Consider the following 20,729-nt stretch of genomic DNA (forward strand, 5'->3'; position numbering starts at 1 on the left):
GGTTCAAACCGCACCGCCATGCTTGCTCGGGGGGTGCGGCAATCCGGGGCACCCGGGTGCCTTACACCCGACTAGGGCCATAACGCGAGTTAAAAATCTCCGGTCGTGTGGCACGAGACCAGAAGCACATCAGCGGTTCAGCAGAACCGGGCGGCGTCGGTAGTGGGAAGACACGTTCGACAAGCGCCAACGCTGCGCGGAAAGCCGCCTCCCACTCGGGGTAGCGTACTTCGATCCCCTCGTGAACGGCGTTGTTGCGCCTGCGCACGAGATCGGCATGGAAGTTCGCCGGGAGCTCGTCGCGCAGTGCGGTTGCCTTTCCTCCAAGTGTTTTGGCGTCCGCGAGAGTCTTGCGTCGTTTCGGGTCAGCTTCGTTGGCGAGTAGGTCGTCGATCCGTTTGGTCGCGGCAAGCTCTGCTGCGGTAGCGGCATCAATAACTGCCCGGCGTAGCTGGTCGGCATTCTGGAGGGCACGGGCGTCGCGCAACAGTCTCCAGGCCAATGGCGGTGTCGTCGCTGCGAGCGCCGCACAACCCTGCAGGATTTCGGGCGTCACACCGATGACACGCTCGGGCCCCCGTATCACCGTGCCCCCGACCTTCACCTCATGCCGTGCCCCGCTGTAATCGTCGACGGCCCATATCGACGTCCTGGTGTGAGGGTTTAGCCAATCGTCACCTTCTTGACCAAGTTGTGTGAGTCGCTGGTTGGTGCAGATCTCCAGCCACGTTCGGACGTTTTCCCACCAGGTGTCGATGTGGTGCAGGATCTGTTGTGCGAGAAGCTCCTGGCCCCACTCGGCACGTATCGTCGGGTCGATTTGCGCGGCGCGGGCGTGAACGCTGAACGCGATGCGTTTGATGGCAACACCTTTGAAGCCCAGTGCCTCGTGCCTGGAATGGGTGCCCCATTGTTCATCGGCTGTTCGCGGTGTGGCCGTCCAGTCGGGCGGAGGAGCAAGGAAATTTGCGAGCCCGGACTCGACGGCCGGTGTTGCTGGCAGGCGCAGTGTGACAGGCAGGATGCCGTCGTCGGTAACCAGGCATGTTGTGTAGCTGGGCCGCGCGGAAAGTAGCTCAACTTCGGCTAGTAGTGGCAGATCGAGGTCATACCACCACTGAAGATGGACGTCTTCGTCCTCGTTCGGTGAGCCATTGTCCTCGTCAGGCATCCCGAAACCGTACCCAAGTCGGACAGGCCGCGTCGCGGCATTTTCAGTGCCCAGCTGTCGTCCCGACATCGGCATGGTTGGGTCGTCCTCGTGCCGAGGTGGGCCGCCGCTCTAATGGTCGTCGTCGTCCGGATCGCTTTCGTCGGCGCGGGCCTCTGCTCGGTAAGCCTCCCACTGTGCGATTTCGTCCGAAGTGGGGCCGGGCTCCTCGATGTAGACCAGGCTCGGTTCCGGACCTGCCGCCTGGGTGGATATCGGTTCGGAGTCTGTAATCAGGGACCGTATGAAATCTGTCGCGTGGTATACGAGCTGATCATCGGTGCAGGCCATGCCTAGCTCCAGATGCAAGCGTGATGTGTTGCTCCAGTTGGCTGAACCGCACCAGACCTGCTGGGGGATGAAGTGTGTCTCTTCGAAGGATGGAGCGTCACCGGGATCGATCACCCACCGCTGGATCTCACCCAGAACCAGCAGCTTGGTGTGCAGCAACGGCTTCGTCACTGGAGGTTGCTGCTGGCGCCACCCGTACACGCGCACAGGTCCGACGCCGTACTCATACCGCGGTTCCTCGCCAGAGAGAACGAGGTCTTCTTCATCGGCGGGGAAATCATCCGGCCGATGCCGGCCGAGGCGAAGCGCAGTGTTGGGCATGCGCCTGCGGCCGTTGATCAGCTGGTCGGGCACGATGCCGACCTCGTTCTTGTCGACAACGATGCAGCTCCACATCTGGGCCAGCCGATCAGCAACCTCCCTGCTGCCCAGCCACGGAACGCACCCGATAGCTGCTGGCCACCGCGCACCCTTCACACGTTCGACAGCCAGGTGCTCATCGAGGAGTTCGCACAGCCCATCGACCACGTTCCCGGCGAACCACGCTCGCCACCCAGCGCCGTCGGGCCCCCACGCCTGCGGGTTACCCGAGAACCAACTGAAAACATCGCGATCACCCAGCGGAGTCAGTGCCATCCGTCCATTCTCGGTGTGCCCGTTCCACGCTCAGCGCGTGGATCTAGTCCCGGCGGTGCACGACCGGAATGCCCCACCGCCGAGTCGGGTCGATACGCCGCAGAGGTGTCTGGTTGAACAGGCGCCGCGCGATCGAGCTTTTCCAACTGTGATGCTTGTAGGCGATCATCCAATGGCCAGCCAGCCACAACGCAAAGCCACCGACGAACGCGAGGAAGCACTTTGCGGCAGAACCGACTTCGTTGTGTGCGCCGTAGACGAACGTGCCCACCAAACCGAGCAGCGCAAAGAACACCCCGAACACCCGGGCAATGATCGATCCGAACAACCAGCCGGCCAGCGCGACCAGGAATGCCGCAGCGAGGTAGGCGAAGATCATGGTAAGCATCCTCACTCGAGAAGGGTGCGGTCGCCCACACCAATCGCCAACGATTCGAGGCAATGGGCCGGGCAGGGGGTGGACCTACGCCAAGTCGACGCTGAGACGACTGTGACCTGTGCACCCTCGATGGAGCGCGTTGACCCGCTGCTGTGCACGGAGCAGCCGTTCGTCGCGGGGCGTGCGTGCGCCGTCACGCAATGATCCGCGGGTCTGGACACTGTCCGGGCCGCCGATCCGCAGCTTGTGCCCGTTGTCGGGAACGTGATGCCAAATGGGTTGCCACTCATCGAATTCCCCTGTGTCAACACGTTGTTGCAGCTCGCGCCATGGGGCACTATCGGGGCCGGCCTCGATCACGCATTGCTCGAGGAAGTCCACCGCCGCCACGGATCCGAATTCTGCGTGGTGGGCGGCTTTGTCGGCGTCAGACCATGTCGGCTCCGTCGCGCCGAGTTCGATCAGGTGATCGGTAACCCACCGGTTGACCTTGCGTGTGATTTCACCGATATCCCAGTGTTGTGGGTCCAGGCCGGCCTGGCGCAGGAATGCTGTCACCTCGTCGGTGCTGACCCGACTGTCGTTTCGGCGCGGTGGAGCAATATCCATGGCTGCCTCCGGCAGGTTGAAGGAACGGCTAGGTGATATCGGAGATGGAAGGGTCCAGGCGCTGAGTCAGAAGGGTGCGCCGAGTGGCCTCGCGTAGATCTGCGGTGATGACTGTGCGACCTCGTCGCAGCCCTTCGGGGGTGCTGGTGTCGAGTGTGGGTGTGACCCGGTTCTTCATGAGTAACGCGGCCTCGGTCAGGACCATGCGGGCGAAACGACCATTGGCGGCGATGTCGATGAGACGTCGCGGGCCGCCGGGTTCGCCTCTGGGCCCGGTGTTTTCGTCTTCGCTCGACCATGCCTCGTACAGATAGGTGCATAGCTTCAACCAGTATTGACCGCTGTCGTCGTCGAGAAGAACCTTGGAACGGCTGGCGGCCATCCGTGTGAGGATTTCCAGCATCTCCTCGCCGGTGTAGGAAGGAAACTCCAACTGGACCGGGAACCGTGAACGCATTCCGACGTTGTGGTCCAGCATGGCGTTGAGTGGACCTTTGTATCCCGCGAGAATGACCATGGTGTTGTCGCGGTTATCTTCGGTCCACTTCATGATGGTGTCGAGGGCTTCTATGCCGAAATCGTTGGGCGTGTGCGGCTTGTAGAGCTCAGGGGCTTCGTCGACGAGGGCTACACCGCCCTTGGCCTGTTCCAAGAAGGCCAAGGTGCGGTTGGCTGTTACGCCGATATGCTCACCGATCAGCGTGGCCCGCGAAGCCTCCACCACATCGGGTTTGGCCAATAGCCCCAGACCGCAATACTCTTCACCGACATCGCGAGCCATCGAGGTTTTCGCGGTACCTGGCGCACCGACGAACGACATGTTGAGACTTTCCATCTCACCGACCTCTTCGCCGGCGGCGAGCATCATCGCGTCGTATTGCCGAGCGATCTTCAACTGGTGCAGTCGCTCTTTGACCGGTGCCAGGCCGACGTAAGCATCGATACGTGCTTCAGCCCGGGCCAGCATCTCGGGATCTCCCGCGCGCCGCTTCTCGCGCGCGAGATCGCCCACCGACGGCCCGCTGCGCGGATCCCACCGATTGCTGCGCGCAGCGATGGCATCGACGGTCGTTGTGAGCAGGCCGTAGGTGGGGTCGGCCAGCGCAGCCGCAGCCTCCGACAATCGCACGTCACCGACAACGGCCTTCTGCAGATGAAGGTGGGCACGCTTCTCATCCTGGCGCGAACGTTCACACAACCCCAGAAACAGCGCCGCCTCAGCAGCGACCTGAGGGATCGTTGGCTTCATCGTCGCCAACGTGGCCACAGCCTCATCGACTCGGCCCAGACGGGCTTGGGCCACCCCCGTCATCAACGTCGTCACCTCGTCGACTTCCGGCTCGATCACCGACACTGAGCGGCACGTCCAGTCCAGCACCGTCGGCCACTGTTCTGTCACGTAGTACAGGCTGGCGCCCAGGAGACGGTGGATTTGAGCCTGATGGGGTTCGGAGGCCAAATGGACCGTGTCGAGGAGCTTTTCGGCCAGATCGTAATCGCGTGCTCGGATGACGGCGGCGATGCGCGCCAATGCCAGACCAGTATGGGTGCAGGGATACAGGTTGATGCAGTCGATCGGAGCCGGAACTGCCGGATAGAGCTGAGTGTCCTCCAGCCCCAGCCGGCGAGTCTCGCGGTGCAAGAATGTCGAATTTTCGTGGGCACTCGTCAGCGTGGACACACTGACGTCGCCTGCGCAGGCCAAACCCACCCAGGCGTCGCACATCGCGAGATCGGCATCGACGGCCCGTTGGAAATGCGGGCGCGCCGCGCTGCGCTGCTGATCCGTGGCGTCCCTGGCCAACGTGAGCGGATACCCGGGTACCGGCGAGGACAGTCCCAGCGCCTCGATACCAAGAGCGAAGTGTTGACGGGCGGTCATCATTGCTGCCCTTTCGTAGCAGGTCGCGGCGTCGCTGCAGGAAATTCTAGGGGGCCGTCACCGGACGCGTCGTCGGCAACATTGCCAGGACCGCGCTGCGAAGGGTCATCGCCAGCCGATGCCGCATGCCGTCCTGAGGATGCGCGTCGGGACGGCCGCTGCGCTGATGTAGCCGACATCGCCAAGCCGGGCTCAGGTGTCCCCATGGCCGGCTCATCAACCGGTGAGTGCTGAGTCGGGGGGTCAGAGTGCGGGTGCGCCCCGTGCGGATGATCGCCGCCGTGCTCGTGCGCGCCGCCATGCTCGTCCCGGCGATGACCGCGTGCCCGTTCGACAACCGCCACCGTCGCCGCGACCGGCACCGCGACCTCTGGGGCGGCAACCTCGGCCACCGTTTCTGCGGCCGCGCCGACTTCTGCAGTCGCAGCACTGCGCGTCGCAGTGGTCGCGGCCGCCGACGTCGCATGTGCGGCCGCCTCCTCAGTCCCGGCCGTGGCCGCGGGCTTGGTGGCCAGATCGGGCGCGGGTCGGCTCGGACGGGGCTTGACGACGTCCAACCCGGGCACATCGTCAGGTTTCGAGCCGCCACCGGTCTCGGAGCCCTCGTCGCCGTCCTCGTCCGACGAACCCGACCGCCAGTTGCGGTAACGATCGCGCAAGCCCCGCGCTCGGTCGAGGCCGTCATGGAAGTCGTCGTATTCCGAGCGTGCCGCACCGCGGCCGGAGTCCCATACCGAACGCCAGTGGTGAGCGATCGTTCCGACATTGTCGGTATAGAAGTGTTTGTCGATGTAGTGGAACACAAAGACCGCCACGATCGAACCGATTGCCACCATGAGCAGGCGCGGAACCACTGTGACCTCGCCTCGCCCGATGATGCCGGTTGTCAGGGCCCAGGCGATGCCAAGGGTGCTGATGGCTAGGAACGTGGTGAAGATGATCGTCTCGACACCATGGAACAGCAGCTGTGAACCGGAGCGGGTGGCGAAGTCTTTGGCGCGTTTCCAGCCGATCATGCCGAGCAGGAATGCCGGCGTGACGATGATTCCGTAGTAGGCGGCCTTGGCGCCGACGACGAGGGTGCTGATCCCGACGTACCAGATGAAGAATCCGATGAAGAATCCGATGACCAGGAAAAGCGCCCCGAGCATGATGTCGTTGGCGCCCAGGTGCTGGGCGTGGGCGAGCGCGTCAGCGGCGTTGCAGTGGATTCCGCCAGTTTGGGGCAATCGTGGGTCGGCATACATCGCGTGTGCCGGTCCCGGGCCTTGACCGTCGGCGGCGCGAACGGCCGCCGACCAGGCCTGCCGGCAGCCGGGTATGTCGTCGACGACCCGTCCGAAGTTCATCAGCTGAATCATCGGGCGCACGGTGTTGGAGATCAGCTCACCCATCATCGCGTCGAGTTGGCCGTCCAGTGATTGACCGGGAGCAAATGACTGGCCACGCACTGTTTGAGCGATCTGAAACCCTGTGGAGCGGGCCATGCCCAACAGGCCGTGCTCGCTGGTCAGTTCGTCGATCGGGTCGCGGAAGAAAGTGAACAACAGCAGTGTCAAGATGGCGGCGTTGCCTGCGATGCTCCACGCGCGGCCGGGCCGTGCGTTCTGATAATGAAAGCCGGCTACCAGGACGCAGATTCCAATCGCTATCGGGCCCAGCCACATTGCGTTGACAAACCCCGTGACCGCGGTGTGGATTGGCCGAGCAACCTCGGACAACGCCAGCAGGTAGGTATTCGACATCGCAAAGCGCAAAAACCAGAACGACAGCGCTGCGCCGTAGACGATCGCGGCGGCCTCCCAGGTCAGCACGGAGGTGACCAGACTGTGCGACATCCAAACCTGACCGGCCTCGTTGAGCCATTGCAGCCACGACGCGGGGTTCCAGTCGACTTCTTGGCCGTTGTTGGTGACCGCCTCGGACGTGCTGACCACCGACAAGAACATGTCCTTGAGGGGGACGCCGTCGGCATCGCGCAGCCCGGTCCACCCCAGCGCTGCAGCGCCGGTAGCCGCCGCGGCGCTGGGCGCTGCGGCCATCGCCATCGCGCACAACGCATGCATCGCGATCATCACCGTCAGTGTTTGGCGCACCCGATCGTGACGGGAAAGCCACAGCGCCACGCGCTCTCGCAAAATCATGCGGCCCCCTGCATCGGGGTACTGTCGAAGTCTCGCGCCAGGTTGTCGGTGGGCGCGCCGAAGAACTGCACCCGCGCGACACGGCCGAGCTCATCGACCATGAATCCCTCACCGCGTCGCTCGGGGTCTACCGCGCTGGCCTCGGTGATGCGAACCGTGCCGTCGGCGTCGGTTTCCACGAGGTCGTCTTCGCGGGTGTTGCCCGGGCTGGTGTCCTGCGACAACGTGTCCACAAGCTGGGGGTACATCTCGGGATCGATCCGGGCCCATTTCAGCGTCAAGTACGCCAGCTCGGGATCCTGCACACGGAAGATCCACTTCTGCGTGACGAACTTGTCGCCCATGTGCGCCAGGTCGCGGTAATCCTGTGTGATGAACCAGATTCCGGTCGCGTGCTTGCGGCCGCGGCGGGTAATGAGGTGGGCGATGCGCGCGGTCGCGGGGTAGGCCAGCAGCTCGGCGCATTCCTCGAAGATCATCACATCGAAGATGTGGCGCCGGCCGAACATGAACTTCTGCTCAAGTTCGATCAGCAGGCCATACACCGCCATACCGGCACGTTGTGGGCCGGAAAGCTGCTCGTACTCATCGCTACTGTCAGGAAGGGCGAGGTTGCCGGTCAAATACACCGTCGCCGCGCCGTCTTGGGGATGGTAAGCCGGTAGCGAGTCGTCGAACAGGCCGGGGAAATCCTCTTCGGCAGACTCCAGACGCAGCAACAACTCGTCTTCGTCAGATCCCGGCTGCGCGCGTAGATAGCTCATCAGCTCGCGGTGGCTGTTGATTTCGAGGCGTTCGCGGTTCTCCGGTCGAAGGAGACGGCGATATCGCTTGGCTTGAATATGGTTGGCAGGCAAACCAATCCAGGGAAGAATGTGAGCCGCTGCCACCCTTGCCGCGACGGCGGTAGGGAAGATGACCAGCGGATCGAAGCACCATTCCGCCAAGGTGGGGTCGATGAACAGTACGCCGGGAACAGACCGTAGTGCTGTGCGCCATTCAGCGATCGTGTCGGGCTCGAAGACCACGACACGTCCGCCCCGATAGATCAATTCCAGCGCAGACAGCTTTGCGCGGTGCGTTTTTCCGCCCCCGGGATCGCCGACGATCGCCAGTCCGGTGTTGTTGTTGCGTCGGGCGCACCCTTCGGGATCGTGCAGAATGACCGACGGCCGCATGGTGGTTTGATCGACCGCCAGGGGGCTTCCCTTCACGTTGCCGACGCGCCCGGAGATCAGCGGCAAGAACAACGACCACTCGTGGGCCGTCGTCGGGTTGCGGAATTCGTCCAGAGGGCAGGAATTTTCGCTTCCGGTGTGGAACGCCTTCCACAGTTGCAGTTGCGCCCCGCGCCGGCGGCGCACCACGATGCCGACCGACTCCAGTTCCTGTCTAATCTGCTTCACGGCGTCGTCGAGGGCCGCGGGGGTGGCAGCACCGACCGCGATGATCGTGCTGTGATCGAGCTCGCGTTCGGCGGGGTTCGACATCTTGCGTGTGTACGCCCGCGTGCTTTTCAGCTTCTTAGGTAACTCATCGTCTTCTCGTCCGCGGTCACCGCGCTGGTCGATCTGATCTTTGATGTTCTTGGTGTAGCGGTAGTTGACCGCCTTAGCTTCCTCGGGCGTGCGCACGTCGTAGTGCTGGGTCCACTCGATCGCGGCATCGGTCTGAACGTTGAGCAGGCCGTGCAAGTAGGACGCACGAGGAAACCAGATTCCCGATTCAGGGAAGTGCTCGACAGTGAGGAATGTTTGATAGCTGCTGGCCGCCATCGGATTGTTGGGGTCATACACCCGAACAAGCGGCTGCACCTTCGGTCGCCACCATGGCCGATCGGCGTTGTCGCCCTCATCGAGCGCCATTTGCGGAAAGTCGGCGGCAGTAAGGGAACTCGGGCCCGCGCCGTCGGTAGGAATCGGCTGGTGAATCACGCCCAGGCCGGCACGGTGGCGGTAGTACCACTGGATCTGAGCAGGACTGGCGGGGCGAATGTTGAACTGATTGGGTAGTGCCCCGACGATCTTTCGAGCGACGGTGCGGTAGTGGTGGATCGATGTATCGGAATCCTTATCCCGGCCGCTGATCCAGTCGAGCACACGTTTTCCCTGGCCCAACGTGGTGCGGCCCGAGGTGCCCGAATCGACGGGGATGGACAGCCAGAACCGCGCGCGTACCGGACCGGTGTAGCCCGAGGTGATGGCTTTCGAGGGCGCGGCGATGGTTGGTTCCCATGCGCGGCACTGCTTGATCCATGCCTTGTTGTCGGTGTGGGAGCCGACCATGGAGCGCATGATCGCTTTCTTGTCCTCGGCGACGAGAAGGCCGCGGATCTGTGCACCCGAGGGCAGTTGACGTCCCAGGCTTTGGGTCAGCTTGGCTGCCTCTTCGTGCACGTTGAACGAGCGCATCGTGACAGCACGCCCGTCGAGGAGATACTCGGCGTAGACGCCGCCGCGTGTGAAGACCAGATTGCCCTCGACCTGCTGGGCGGGGTCGAAACTCTCGTCGACAGTGAGACCGTGGTCGTCGCCGTTGGAGGTGATGACGTGTTTGGGGCGCAGCATGTTGCGCACGAACATCATCCGCACGGCCAACGACGGTCGTGTCCTGGGGATCAGGACGCGCATCAGCGCCACGGTGATCACCATGAGCGCTATGCCGCCGACGAGGACCGGCCACGCGCCTTCGTGGGTGTCCACCCACCACAGCGTCGCTCCGCCGATCGTGATGATGGCGCCACGCTCGGCGGGCCGGTACGGGCCGCCCGGCCACCTTTGGCCTTTGCCTACATCCCCGCCGACCTGGATTTCGACGTCACGGATGCCGGTGTGTACGGTAGCGGCCTCCCCGCTGCGGCGGGGAGCCATCATGGGCGCACTCACCAGCCGCGGTTGACCGAGACGGAGCCGCCGTTACCGCCGTTGAACCAACCGCCGGGGGCTTTCTCCACTTCGCTGTTGCCGCGTTGGTAGATCCCCACGATGTGGGTGATGAGGATGGCCAGACCCACCCCGCCCAGGATCGCCTTGAACGCCGCGCCCTCCCCTTTCTTCCAGTGGTCGCGCATGCCGCGGAGAATGCCGCCGCCCAGGAAGTAGACGCAGCCGATCCCGACAATGATGTAGAAGATCCAATGGCTCATATCGATGAGCCCGCCGCCGCCGGCAGCGAGGATGACCTGCGAGTTGGGTTCAGTGACGCCGTGGACCGCGACGTCGGCGATGTTGCTGCTCGCGCTCACCGGGTCCGGCATGTCGTGCAGCCACGTCTGCAAGAGGCTCAGTTCGTTCATGATGGTGCTCCTTCGATGTGATGGGCTACGGGGTTGCTGCTGAAGCAGGTGCAGGCGCCGGGGTCGGGGTCAGATCAGCCACCGTCGGCATCGCGTCGATCTGCGCGACGAACCAGCTGCCGCCGCTGGCCCGCAGCGTCAGTGGGTAGGACAGTGTCTCCTGGCTGTAGTCGGGCCTTCGCGCGGAAACATCAATGTGCACCGGCAGCTCGAAGTTGTCAGGTGGGTTCTCAGGAGCCTCCGATTCGGCCTGGGCTGCGGTGACGGTGGCCTCGCTGTAGGCCGCCAGCGGTGTGATCCCGGAGTTGGGGGTGGTGAATCGGTCCAGTCCGCCAGCGTTGGTGAGGTAGGCGGTGGCGAATCCTGACAGTGAGGTGAACAAGGGCGTGAACTCGGTCGAGTCGGGCCTACGCGGCTCGACCGTGACGGGATAGTTCAGCGCGATATATGCCCCGGGCGGGTCGGACTGCAGGCGTGAGATCTTGTCAATGGCTTGCAGTCCGGTGTGCTGGTAGGCGCTCACCGTGAGCTGATAGACCGCCGGGGTCTTTGGAGCTCCTGGGTAAAGCTGTTCGCTCACCTGGACTTTCACACTGTAGAGGCTGACCTCGTCATTGCTGGGCCCGTACTTGATGGCTTGAGGCTTGGCGTCCGAGACGATCTTGGAGCCAGGAACAGCCGGGGTGTACTTGCGGCCGTCGGGGTAGCAGCGGCTCAGATCCGTTCCGCCGGTGATGGTTCCCGACAGCAGCGATTCGATGCAGTCGGCCGCGAACGCCTTGACCCGGTCGGATTCATTGACGACCGATCGGCTCTCCTCAGTGATTGGCGGTGGCGGGGGCGGAAACACGAACCGTTTGGCCTCGGCCAAACCGCTGATCGCCGAGAACAGCACCAGGGCAGCGAAGCCGCCGCGACGGGCGATGTTGCTACCCGCACCGATCCGACGCTTCCACGTGTTCGAGATTTTCATCAAATTGCCTTGTGTCCAATGATTTTGATGTTGGAAACCGCAAACGTTCGCAGACTGCTATCCGGTCTGGGCTCGTTGCCGTCGAGGGGAAATGTGCTGCCTGTTGTCCCAGCCGGTGGCGCGGGTGGGCCGAGCACCGACCCGAAAACGCCTCCGGGCGCGGGTTGCTCGGTCGCGCTGGGCTGCGGAGCCGGGGGTGGGCTGGTCTGCTGGATGATGACGGTGATTTTCGAGGCGGTGATGTGCGGGATCGCCATGGGCGCCTCGCCGCGCACGTTGTACGTGTTCTGCGGCTTGACGGTATTGGCAGGGTCGTTAAACGACCACTGCAACCGGGTCACGACCTGATGAGCCAGCCACGGATCCGGCTCGGTATCAGGGCGTCCAGGCTTCCCGACCGCGCCCGGCACAATCGTGACTCCGGTGATCACGTAGGACTGCGGCATTCCCGGCGGACCCAGCACAAGGTCCAGGCGCTGCCCCGGCCCATTGAGCACGCATATCCACGGTGACGGTGAATCAGCAACTGCCACCGACTGGGCCGGGGTTGAACCGGCTTCGTCGCAGTCCGAATACGCCGCGAACGGCAGCGGCCCATCAGCGTTGGCGTCGCTGGGCGCCGCAGGTCGTGGTGGTGCTGCAGGTGCAGGCCGGGGTGCGGACGATGACGACGCGCTCGGCGGGCTCGGCGCTGCGGCGGGAGCCGGGCTGTTCAAGTTGGAGGCGACAGCGGTGATTACGGTCGCCAGGGCTGCTGCTCCCACACCCGCTCCCAACACCCACGGTGTGAAGCGACGCCGCTTGTCGACGGAGACACCAGCTGAGGACTCATGGCCTGGAGGCGGCGCGGCGTCGAGGTCGGTGACCCCGCTGAACTGCGTTGTCGGGGAACCCTGATCGCCGTCCACGCCGTGGCCTGCAGTCTGATCGAGCGGCTCGCCGCCTGCGTCATCGGAGTCGCGTTCGTCGTCGTCGTCGAGCTCGTCGTCGGACTCCTCGTCGTGTACGTCGTCGGACTCGTCATCCTGGTCCTCGGGCCGAACTTGGGCCCCGATGCCCACAAGCCAGCGTTCATCGTCATCGAGCGGGGTGGATCGGGTCATGGCCGACTGCTCCGCGGCCGTGCATGTGAGACGTTGCGCCGGCCATGGGAACGCCCAGCTGCCACGACGTCGGACTGTCGGGCTGAACTAGGCAGAGCCGGCGGCGGACCCAGTCGTAGGTATCCCTCCTGGTCGATGCCGCCGTTGCCTTCGCTGCCGACGATCAACCGCGTCTGCTGATGCGATGGCAGTGCGGGGACCACTGATACCTGCCGCTGCGCAGGGTGTTCCACCGTGCCAGTGGGTGCGCGATCCTTGATCGCTGCTTGGTGGCGCTCACGGTGGTGTGCCTGGACTCGACGCCATACATACACGGCCAACATCACGACCGCGCCTAGCACGATCAGCGGCAATAACCGGGCGAGTAGCTCAATAAGCAGCATCACGGCCACATAGAGCGCGACCGCTGCGACACCGGCCAGCGCCAGAGTCGCCTTCAGCACCTTCATGCCACCTTCTCCGTTCGCTGTCATCAAAAACTCATCTTGTAGGCATGACTGTAGCGACTAGATCATCTTTCTGTCGACACATGTAGACGTGAACTGTCATCTACAGTTATCTTTCTAGCGTGGAAGCACCTCAAGATGGCCCCGCACGGCTCGATTGGTATGTCAGACGCCGCCTCACCGAGAAGCGGATGACCTTCACCGAACTGGCCAAACGCGCAGGACTTAGCCGCAGCACGTTCTACAAAGCTGTCCGCAACTCCCGCGGCCTACGCCCCGAAACCATCGCCCAGCTTGACGAGGCACTCGAATGGCCGTCCGGCGCATGTGCGCACATCCTCAACGGCGGCGACCCACCACCGCAGCCGCCGCGAGGAAACGAACAGGCCCGAGTCGAGGCTCGACTGCAATGCGTCGAACGCCAGTTGGCCGCCCTCTGGGACGCCGTCGCACGCATCGACCCCACCACGCGAGTACGCAATGCCTGCTGACGTTTTCGACGATCAGCGACGCGCCTGGATCGCAGCGCACGCGGGCATCTTCGTCTTCCAGAAACGCCGCGCCGAACTGCTCGGCAAGCGGCTACGTGCCCGCACCCGCGCGCGCACCGGCGTCCGTCCCGATCCCCACGACGACGACGTCAGGCCAGGAATCCTCTTCCGCAAGGCCGCCGACACCGGATGGTGGGAAAAAACGATCCTGGCCACCGCCGCAGCCGCCGCGCCCATCGGCTGGCCACTCGGCCGCCTGGTCTACGCCCAAATCATCAGGCTGATCCCCGAAAAGCTGCGGGCCTACCCGATCCCAGCCATGATGTGGGCCGCTGTCCTCAGCGGCACACCACTGGTGTTCTTCTACGACCCAGCCCCCTCGATCTGGTCCTCGCTGATCATCCCGTGGCTGCTCGCGCAGCTGCCGGCCACCTTCCTCTCCGCCGGCATCTACGGCGTACTGGAAGGCTGGCTCGCCGTCGACGGCTCCTCGCACTGGTGGCCAATGGCGCCAGCCGCCCAGGAAGTCGACGACCTACTCTTTCTAGGCCCCATGGACCTACCTGTACCGACGCTTCTCGACCCTGAACCGGCGAAACCCGAACCTCCCGCGGTCACCCACCGCCGCACCCCACCCAAAATCACCTGGCTACCCCTGGCAAGCGGCGCAATCCTGGCTGCCCTGGGCGCCGTCTGGTTCGGCTCGGCGGTCATCGACGGAGCATTCGGCAGCACCTTCGCCACCTTCGTAACAATCCCCGATGGGAGCAGCACCAATGGCACAACATTCTCATCACGCCTCACGGTGCTCGGCTACAACGTAGAAGCCACAGGCAACACGGTCCTGATCTACGACACCAAGGCGTTGTGGATATGGCCGAATGGAGCGGAGCTGTGCGAGGACCGGGCAAGCGTCCTGATCGACCACGCAGGCGAGAAGGGTCATGGCTTCTGGCGGTGGGAGTTCTGCCCCGCCAGTAACCCCGCCTCGCCTGTTTGGCTGGTGGAGTGCGATAAGCGGCAAGCTGAGGTCGGCGACGCCCTGCTGACTCATCTGCGACCACCCGAGGAAATCGAATGGGTCATCTACAAGACGCCCGCCGACCTATTCTGCACAGAAAAGCCGACGACACGTCTCGCACGTCTCGCCGACGGCGTGCATCAGGACTGGTGGACAGCCTGGCACACAGGTCGGTTGTCAACCCTGAAGCGCTGGGCAATGGGCGGGCGATGGGAACCCAGGTTCGCTAGGCCCTCCTGGCTCGAGCGTTGAATCCTCCCGACCATGAAGGGCCGGAAGTGCTGATCAGTCGCTCGCTCGGACGAACCTTTGCCTGATCATTGCCCACCGCCCAAAAACTGGCCTCTCCCAACGCGTCGTGAGATGTTGCCAGCACACCTGCCGCCTACATTGACGCCGTGAACAACTTAAGCACCTTCCTCGTGATCAACGACGGGGACAACACCGAGCGCCTGTACTGGTTTGGCCGGCACGCCTCCGTCATCAATCTGGCCACGATCTATCCCGAACTGGAATATCATTCGGCTGCGACCCATCCTCAAGCACAACAACGCATCACAGCGTTTCTTGATGACTCGCAGCAGACCGTGTCCCCCGTCCTGGGTACCGACCGATATGGCCGCGCACTGCACCTATTACGTGCGGCGCATCACCGCGACCAACGCCGGCGCCCGGTGGGCAGCAGCCGGCGTCGGCTAGCTGATGTGCACCGCTGAACAGACTCGACGGAATCTGCGAGCGGCTATGTGAACCATGCCGCCGTGTGGGCGACGGTGCCCAGCGTGGGGGCCTTCGACGCGAGCCTGGTGCCGATCTTCTCGGCGGCTCGTTGAACGACGTCGCCCGGCCACTGCTCGGGGTTGCGAAGGATCTCGCGGGCCAACTCAAGGCTAAGTGCCCCGAGCTTGATATCGCTTGCCCACCCGCCCACAGGCAACACGGAGCGGCTGTGCTGGAGCCGCTTGACCTTCACTGTGGTCTGAGCGCCGACAGTACGCAGCAACGGCCGCATGTCACCCAAGCCTGGCTGCAGCAACGACTCGAAATTGGCTCCCAGCCGCTTATCGGCCCAGTCGGTCGTCGCCTCGGTTCCCACTGCTCGAATCAGCCACAGTAGACGCGCACTCGCGTCGACCTGCTGAAGCCGCAACGGCTCGGCAAATACAAGTTCGCGCGACATCGGAGATAGCCTGAATCGCCGGAGCGAATACTGTAGCGCTGCATAGTGTTTAGGTGAAAGACCCGACACTGTCTCGTTGAGGTGTGCTGCTACATGCAGGACGGCTTGCGGCCGCGCGATGCTCAGTGCTGCGAAGATCCAACGCCGTCGGTCTAGGTCGGACCCACACGAGGCCAGCGACTGTTCCCACCAGTCTCGATCCTTGGCGTGGGAGCGAGCGTCATATTCCCACCGGGACACGGCAGCCAGTGTCGGCTGCTCATCTCCTGCGCGATCAGCCAGCGTCTGTAGGTCTGCGTCGACGGGGGCGGTTGCGAGCGCTTGCCGCAAAACCCAGCCGTCACCCCATGTCTGGGCGATCCGCTTCAGCCGGTTGAACCAATCGTTGGCTGACATTTCGGTCAGCGGCTTGTCCGACAGGTAGTTGGACAACTCGGCAACCTCGTGCAGGACCGCGTCACCGGTATTGCCTCGCTGACGGATTCGTGTCCGCCGTGCGCGCTGGAACGTCGCGTATGGGCGTAGTTGCGCCTTTGCTGCGCCCTCCACCAAGACGGCGACCGAGGTCATTGCGATCGGCGGCATGATTTCGGCCGCACCGTCGTTGACGTCGGCCTTGCATAGTTCGATGACCTGCCCGTGGCGACCGTTGTAGCCGCCCTGGTCGAGAAGGATCGCCAGCCATGCCGAAGGGGGGTTTAAGGCAGTCAAGGTGGCTGCGAGCGTGGTGTTCTCATCCTCGCTGAGGTCGCCCAGCACGCCCAATTCGGCTGCGGTCTGCAACCACTCAAGCGTGGGTTCTGTCTGCTCCCACCACCACTGATGAAGTTCGCCGGTTGTGCTGTGCCGGCGCAGCAGCTCGGCGATCGCTGATCTGGTCTGCGCCGACGCCTCGTCGACCAAGCGCGCTTTGAGGTGCCGGGCGGCCTGTGATTGCCCGGCCCGTTCGGAGAACTGCAGGTGCGGACCGCTGGCGTCGAGCATGCCGTCCCTGGCCAGCACCACTCCGGGGCCTTCCAGTACGAAATCCACAACCTCTTGAATCGGCTCATCGGCTTGCCCGACATAGGTCCGGTCGTCGAGGAATTGGGCGGCCATCGCGCGAAGCATCGGATGAAGCGTGAGATCAGTTGTCGTGGTGCTCAACTGACGCAAGTTATGGCGGATCCCCCGCACCTCTACTTTCGAGAACATCCCGACAAAAAAGCGGCAGACGTTGGACCAGTAGGGGCGTTGCAGCAGCGCATCTAGGCAGTCGTCACGGGAATTCCCGTCACCTTTAGGGGGAGCATTCTCGAAAATGTAAAGCGCAGTGAAGTATTCGCGCAGCGATTGGACCTCGAACTGGAAGCGGTCGGTTTCTCGCTCGACCAGGCACAGCACGCGAGTGGAGATCGCTGAGAACAACCGCTCGGCGAACTGCTGGCCGTACTCCTGGCCTGCAAAATGCTCGCGCAGCAGCTTGCGCAACTCATCGCGCGAAATCGACCCGGCGCTGGCGCCCTCTTCCGCCCTGGTCTGCAAATACCATCCCAGGTAGGCATGCACGCTGACGATGGTGTCGCGTTGGTCGGCAAGCAGCGGCTCCTTCTCCGCAGTTTGCTCGCGATCCAGGAACGTCTTCAAGTACTCCGTGTATAGCTCGGTGCGCTGCTGGGGCAGCAGTTGGCGACGATAGAGAAGATGCAGCAAGATCGCCAGTTGCATTGGATAGGAGGCCAGTTCACGGATATGCGGCACATGCTGGTTGTCCATGAACGTCGCCTGCAGCTTGTCAGTAGCCTCCTCGCTCAGTCCCGCGACGGTCGACCACTTCCTCAGATACTGGATCCGAAGCCCCTGAGAGAGCCGCTGCAAGGTGAATCGTGGGAACTCGCCCGAAGACCACAGCCGCGACGTTGTCGCGCCCGGCCGCGTCGCCACGACGACGACGAGATCACGCGAGTCGACTTTCAGCCTCGCATGCGTCTCGACGATCTGGTCGCTGACCTGGATACGGTGCTCAATGTTGGCCACCTCGTCGAGCCCGTCGAGCGCGATCAGCATGGGTTCGGTGGAAACCAATGCGGCCAGATCCTGCAACGAGAATTCGTGTCCGCCACTGCCTTTCTTCACCTCGGCAACGATGTATTGCTCGATACTGCGCCAGCCCTGATCAGCCGCGCGTTTGCCCTTCTTGGTTTTGGCGATGGGCTCCTTGGCGCTGGCCCATTGGGCGTAGCGTCGAAGATCGACCCGGACTGGCACGCGGGTAGTCGATGTCACCGGTGCGAGCTGCTGGTCGGCGCCAGTGTATGAGCTCTTGCTCAACATGCGGGATCGATGGAACTGACACACATATTGCAGCAGCGTCGACTTGCCCTGGCCAGGCCCACCAATCAGCAACGCACTGCCCCGCCAGTCAGGGTGCAATAGCGTCTGGGCGGCGCCAGCAACAACCTTGGGGCCGGCCCCCTCCAACGCCTCCGGGTCACCGGGGTGTTCAGCAGCAATGCGTTCGATCAGTTCGGCGATGGCGGCGTCGCGTGAACAGGCGAACGGAACGTCGACGAACATCGCGTCGACGCTGGGACCGTGTAAGTCCACCTGTTCGAACAGGACTCTGTCATCGATCTCGTACTGGCTGCCGACATAGAGTCGCACGGCCGCGTTGATGCGCTCCTTGCGTTCCTGTTGGTCTTCGTGCCGGCGCTTCATCCTGACCAGCGTCTCGGCGTCGAAGCCATCGCCGTTGTGCGCGTCGATCAAGCTGTGGTGCGTGGGACACATCAGCATCAAGTTCTCGTACGAGTCGATGGCCGCACTGGGATAGTCCGGATCCCAACGAGGGCCGCCCGAGCTCCCTGAGCGGATGTGAGCCTCTTCCCCGAGCACCACAGAGAATCGTTCACCTGTTTGCGCGTCGATCTCGTCGGTCGTCAGGGCCTGCCAGCACGTGGCGAAAGAGCACGTGTTGTGGGCTCGGCCCCACAGCAGCTTGCGCGTCTGCGCGCTGATCGTCACCAGGCCTCGCTGTCGACATCGAACGGGTAGTCGACTCATCTTCCCAGAAGCCGCGGCGCCGGCTGACCGTGTTGCCCATGTGTCGGCAGACAGTAGGGCTGCGGGATGAAGATCTGACCCACGGAACCCTTATACCTATTTATTTACGCATTTGGGTACGTATGGAGTTGTGTAACGCGGTAGGCTGGGATCATGAAGATCGATGAGAAGGATCTGGTTACCGCTACTGAGCTCGCGCGCAACGCCGCCTACCTTCTAGCCAATGTCGGCAATGGGCGCCGTTTCGTCATCGTCAATCGCAACTCCCCAACTGCTGCACTCATCAGCATGGACGACTTGAGGCTTCTTGAATCCCTCACCGAAAATGACCATGCACCAACGGGCTTCGAGCCAGGCTCAACGTCAACCGCCGACCCGGTCCAGGCGTACCTCGACGCCGTCGGTGTTGCTGACCTGGCAACATTCAATGCCCTTGAGGCTTGGGCGAGTTCGGCCGAGTCAGCACTGCAGATTCCGTTGGGGCTGGCGCCCAACGGAATTCCCGTTACCCTCGACTTCACACCCGTCCACGACGGCGGGGACGGCGGACACGGTCTCATCCAAGGCGCCACTGGATCCGGCAAAAGCACCGCGCTGGCCACCATGGTCTTGAGCCTGTGCGCCCGCTACTCCCCCGACCGCGTCAATTTTGTGCTCGTGAGTCGGTGCCACACCTTCCGCGGGTTCGAAGCCCTGCCACATGTCCAGCGGGTGTTTGATGGCCGCGACGCCGCCGTTGTCTCCGACCTCGTCGGCCATCTCAACGCTAGCGTCGAGGAGCGCGTAAAACTCATCGCCGACAGCGAGTTGCAAGCTTTCGACCTAGAGAGCTCCAGCTCATCTGCACCCCTACTGTTCGTGGTCATCGACGATGTGGAGCCCATGCTCAACGGAGGTCTCCCCGGGGTAAAACTGTATGAGTGCCTCGACAACATCTCACGCGAAGGTCGGGCGCTGCAGATCAACCTCTTACTGGCAACTCAGCGGACCAGCTGCCTGCCGACGGGTTTCCCCAGGATGATGTCCTACCGTGTCGCTCTGGCCACGCTCGACGCGGTCGATTCCCGCGCCGTCATCGGCACCGACGAAGCTAAGTTCCTGCCGAAAGGCAATGGGGCCGCGATCATCACAAAACCCACTGCGCGCCCCAGCCTGCCACGCTTCGAATTCTTCAACGTCCAAGCCGTTGGCGCCGATGGAATACCCATCAGGCAGGCACTCATCGCCAGGATCGCTGAAACGGCGACCAACGACAAGTGAGCTTGCCCCGGCCCGGAACCGCGCCTAGCGGGCGTGGTCGGCCAGGGTACGGCGATGCCCGGCGTTGAGTAGCCGGTTGACGGTGCTGTGGTGCAGGCCCATCGCCGAGGCGATCTTGCCTGCCCGCTCACCGGAATGGTGGCGCCGCAGCACTTCTGCCACAACTTCCGGTGGCTGCCTCGTCGCGCCGTTGCCCACGATCTCCTGAGCGACCGGCAACAAATCGGCAGGAGAAGCGTCGTCACCGGACTCGTCGAACTCAAGCAGCTCCAACTCAGTGTCGGGGCCATTGTGGTCATCGCTGGCATAGGAAACATCTGAGGAAGCACTCTCGACGTCCACTCCCTCGTGTTCGTCGCCCTGGCGGTTGAGCGCTTGCAGCACGACCGTGCACTGTGCGATGCACACGTCGACAACCAGCGGCCACAGCCAGGTCAGCCACGGATGAATGCCGCAGCGAAGGGCCAAGTCCTTCAAGGAGAAAAAGGACAGCGCAAACGCGGCAAGCGCCAGAAATACCGTCATGATGACCGCCGTTGCATAGATCAGTGATGACCGGCGATTGGTGCGGACCAGAATCGAGAGACCCTCGGTGGCCACCAGCAGCACTACGGGCGGCACCGTGGCCACCGCCGCTGCGAGCACACCAGGAACCGAGGTGACAACCAGCTTGGCATGCGCCGCGTTGGCCGCGATCGACACCAACGTTGCCGCGATCAGGACCGTCCAGAAAAAGCCACGAGCACGCTTAGGTGAGGACATGGGAT

General features: G+C 63.3%; 17 protein-coding genes. 4 read left to right on the forward strand and 13 right to left on the reverse strand.

Annotation, left to right across the window (positions count from 1 at the left end):
* Nucleotides 1-61 precede the first annotated feature (61 nt).
* From TX88_RS32970 to TX88_RS34420, 11 genes are all read right to left on the reverse strand, one after another.
* Nucleotides 62-1,171, reverse strand: a complete 1,110-nt coding sequence (locus tag TX88_RS32970) for a hypothetical protein (protein WP_049925587.1) — start codon at nt 1,169-1,171, stop codon at nt 62-64.
* A gap of 111 nt (nt 1,172-1,282) precedes the next feature.
* Nucleotides 1,283-2,029, reverse strand: a complete 747-nt coding sequence (locus TX88_RS32975) for a hypothetical protein (RefSeq protein ID WP_131821104.1) — start codon at nt 2,027-2,029, stop codon at nt 1,283-1,285.
* 151 nt (nt 2,030-2,180) lie between these two features.
* Nucleotides 2,181-2,525, reverse strand: coding sequence for a hypothetical protein (locus TX88_RS31610; protein ID WP_234793066.1), 345 nt, complete (start codon nt 2,523-2,525; stop codon nt 2,181-2,183).
* Between the two features lie 75 nt (nt 2,526-2,600).
* Nucleotides 2,601-3,125: a hypothetical protein gene (locus tag TX88_RS34760; RefSeq protein ID WP_065054685.1), complete on the reverse strand. Its 525-nt coding sequence runs from the start codon at nt 3,123-3,125 to the stop codon at nt 2,601-2,603.
* A 28-nt stretch (nt 3,126-3,153) separates the two neighbouring features.
* Nucleotides 3,154-4,929, reverse strand: a complete 1,776-nt coding sequence (locus TX88_RS31620) for an AAA family ATPase (protein WP_165610628.1) — start codon at nt 4,927-4,929, stop codon at nt 3,154-3,156.
* A gap of 77 nt (nt 4,930-5,006) precedes the next feature.
* On the reverse strand, nt 5,007-7,151 hold the full coding sequence (locus TX88_RS31625; protein ID WP_044524530.1) for a hypothetical protein: 2,145 nt from the start codon (nt 7,149-7,151) through the stop codon (nt 5,007-5,009).
* Nucleotides 7,148-9,736, reverse strand: a complete 2,589-nt coding sequence (locus TX88_RS31630) for an ATP-binding protein (protein ID WP_244438725.1) — start codon at nt 9,734-9,736, stop codon at nt 7,148-7,150. The genes TX88_RS31625 and TX88_RS31630 overlap by 4 nt, the downstream gene beginning before the upstream one ends.
* 296 nt (nt 9,737-10,032) lie before the next feature.
* On the reverse strand, nt 10,033-10,446 hold the full coding sequence (locus TX88_RS35480) for a hypothetical protein (RefSeq protein ID WP_234793065.1): 414 nt from the start codon (nt 10,444-10,446) through the stop codon (nt 10,033-10,035).
* 25 nt (nt 10,447-10,471) lie between these two features.
* Nucleotides 10,472-11,419 (reverse strand): hypothetical protein, encoded by a 948-nt coding sequence (locus tag TX88_RS31640; protein ID WP_044524532.1) that lies wholly within the window; start codon nt 11,417-11,419, stop codon nt 10,472-10,474.
* Entirely contained in the window at nt 11,419-12,522 is a 1,104-nt protein-coding gene (locus TX88_RS34415; RefSeq protein ID WP_049925592.1) for a hypothetical protein, read from the reverse strand. Before TX88_RS34415 ends, TX88_RS31640 begins: the two co-directional genes overlap by 1 nt.
* Entirely contained in the window at nt 12,519-12,971 is a 453-nt protein-coding gene (locus TX88_RS34420; RefSeq protein WP_044524534.1) for a hypothetical protein, read from the reverse strand. Before TX88_RS34420 ends, TX88_RS34415 begins: the two co-directional genes overlap by 4 nt.
* A gap of 119 nt (nt 12,972-13,090) precedes the next feature.
* Here TX88_RS34420 and TX88_RS31655 point away from each other — a divergent pair, with 119 nt between their 5' ends.
* The 3 genes from TX88_RS31655 (at nt 13,091) to TX88_RS31665 (ending at nt 15,196) form a co-directional block, all read left to right on the forward strand.
* Nucleotides 13,091-13,459, forward strand: coding sequence for a helix-turn-helix domain-containing protein (locus TX88_RS31655; protein WP_131814156.1), 369 nt, complete (start codon nt 13,091-13,093; stop codon nt 13,457-13,459).
* Entirely contained in the window at nt 13,449-14,732 is a 1,284-nt protein-coding gene (locus tag TX88_RS34765; protein WP_065054686.1) for a hypothetical protein, read from the forward strand. The genes TX88_RS31655 and TX88_RS34765 overlap by 11 nt, the downstream gene beginning before the upstream one ends.
* Nucleotides 14,733-14,878: 146 nt before the next feature.
* Nucleotides 14,879-15,196, forward strand: a complete 318-nt coding sequence (locus TX88_RS31665) for a hypothetical protein (protein ID WP_065509587.1) — start codon at nt 14,879-14,881, stop codon at nt 15,194-15,196.
* 26 nt (nt 15,197-15,222) lie between these two features.
* Here TX88_RS31665 and TX88_RS32985 read toward each other — a convergent pair whose 3' ends face one another.
* Nucleotides 15,223-18,663: an HNH endonuclease gene (locus TX88_RS32985; RefSeq protein ID WP_049925596.1), complete on the reverse strand. Its 3,441-nt coding sequence runs from the start codon at nt 18,661-18,663 to the stop codon at nt 15,223-15,225.
* Between the two features lie 192 nt (nt 18,664-18,855).
* Between TX88_RS32985 and TX88_RS31675 the strand changes: the two genes are divergently transcribed.
* A complete protein-coding gene (locus TX88_RS31675; RefSeq protein WP_044524540.1) occupies nt 18,856-19,962 on the forward strand; it encodes an FtsK/SpoIIIE domain-containing protein in 1,107 nt (368 codons plus the stop codon).
* A gap of 24 nt (nt 19,963-19,986) precedes the next feature.
* Here the strand turns inward: TX88_RS31675 and TX88_RS31680 are convergent, their stop codons facing one another.
* Complete coding sequence (locus TX88_RS31680) at nt 19,987-20,664, reverse strand: DUF2637 domain-containing protein (RefSeq protein WP_049925598.1); 678 nt, start codon at nt 20,662-20,664, stop codon at nt 19,987-19,989.
* Nucleotides 20,665-20,729: the final 65 nt, after the last annotated feature.

Source organism: Mycolicibacterium septicum DSM 44393 (assembly GCF_000455325.1).
GTDB lineage: Bacteria > Actinomycetota > Actinomycetes > Mycobacteriales > Mycobacteriaceae > Mycobacterium > Mycobacterium septicum.

Coding starts and splice junctions, on each gene's coding strand:
- TX88_RS34760 (WP_065054685.1), bottom strand. CDS start 3,125: ATGGATATTGCTCCACCGCGCCGAAACGACAGTCGGGTCAGCACCGAC.
- TX88_RS34765 (WP_065054686.1), top strand. CDS start 13,449: ATGCCTGCTGACGTTTTCGACGATCAGCGACGCGCCTGGATCGCAGCG.
- TX88_RS34420 (WP_044524534.1), bottom strand. CDS start 12,971: ATGAAGGTGCTGAAGGCGACTCTGGCGCTGGCCGGTGTCGCAGCGGTC.
- TX88_RS31640 (WP_044524532.1), bottom strand. CDS start 11,419: ATGAAAATCTCGAACACGTGGAAGCGTCGGATCGGTGCGGGTAGCAAC.
- TX88_RS31675 (WP_044524540.1), top strand. CDS start 18,856: ATGAAGATCGATGAGAAGGATCTGGTTACCGCTACTGAGCTCGCGCGC.
- TX88_RS35480 (WP_234793065.1), bottom strand. CDS start 10,446: ATGAACGAACTGAGCCTCTTGCAGACGTGGCTGCACGACATGCCGGAC.
- TX88_RS34415 (WP_049925592.1), bottom strand. CDS start 12,522: ATGACCCGATCCACCCCGCTCGATGACGATGAACGCTGGCTTGTGGGC.
- TX88_RS31625 (WP_044524530.1), bottom strand. CDS start 7,151: ATGATTTTGCGAGAGCGCGTGGCGCTGTGGCTTTCCCGTCACGATCGG.
- TX88_RS32970 (WP_049925587.1), bottom strand. CDS start 1,171: ATGCCTGACGAGGACAATGGCTCACCGAACGAGGACGAAGACGTCCAT.
- TX88_RS31630 (WP_244438725.1), bottom strand. CDS start 9,736: ATGATGTTCGTGCGCAACATGCTGCGCCCCAAACACGTCATCACCTCC.
- TX88_RS31610 (WP_234793066.1), bottom strand. CDS start 2,525: ATGCTTACCATGATCTTCGCCTACCTCGCTGCGGCATTCCTGGTCGCG.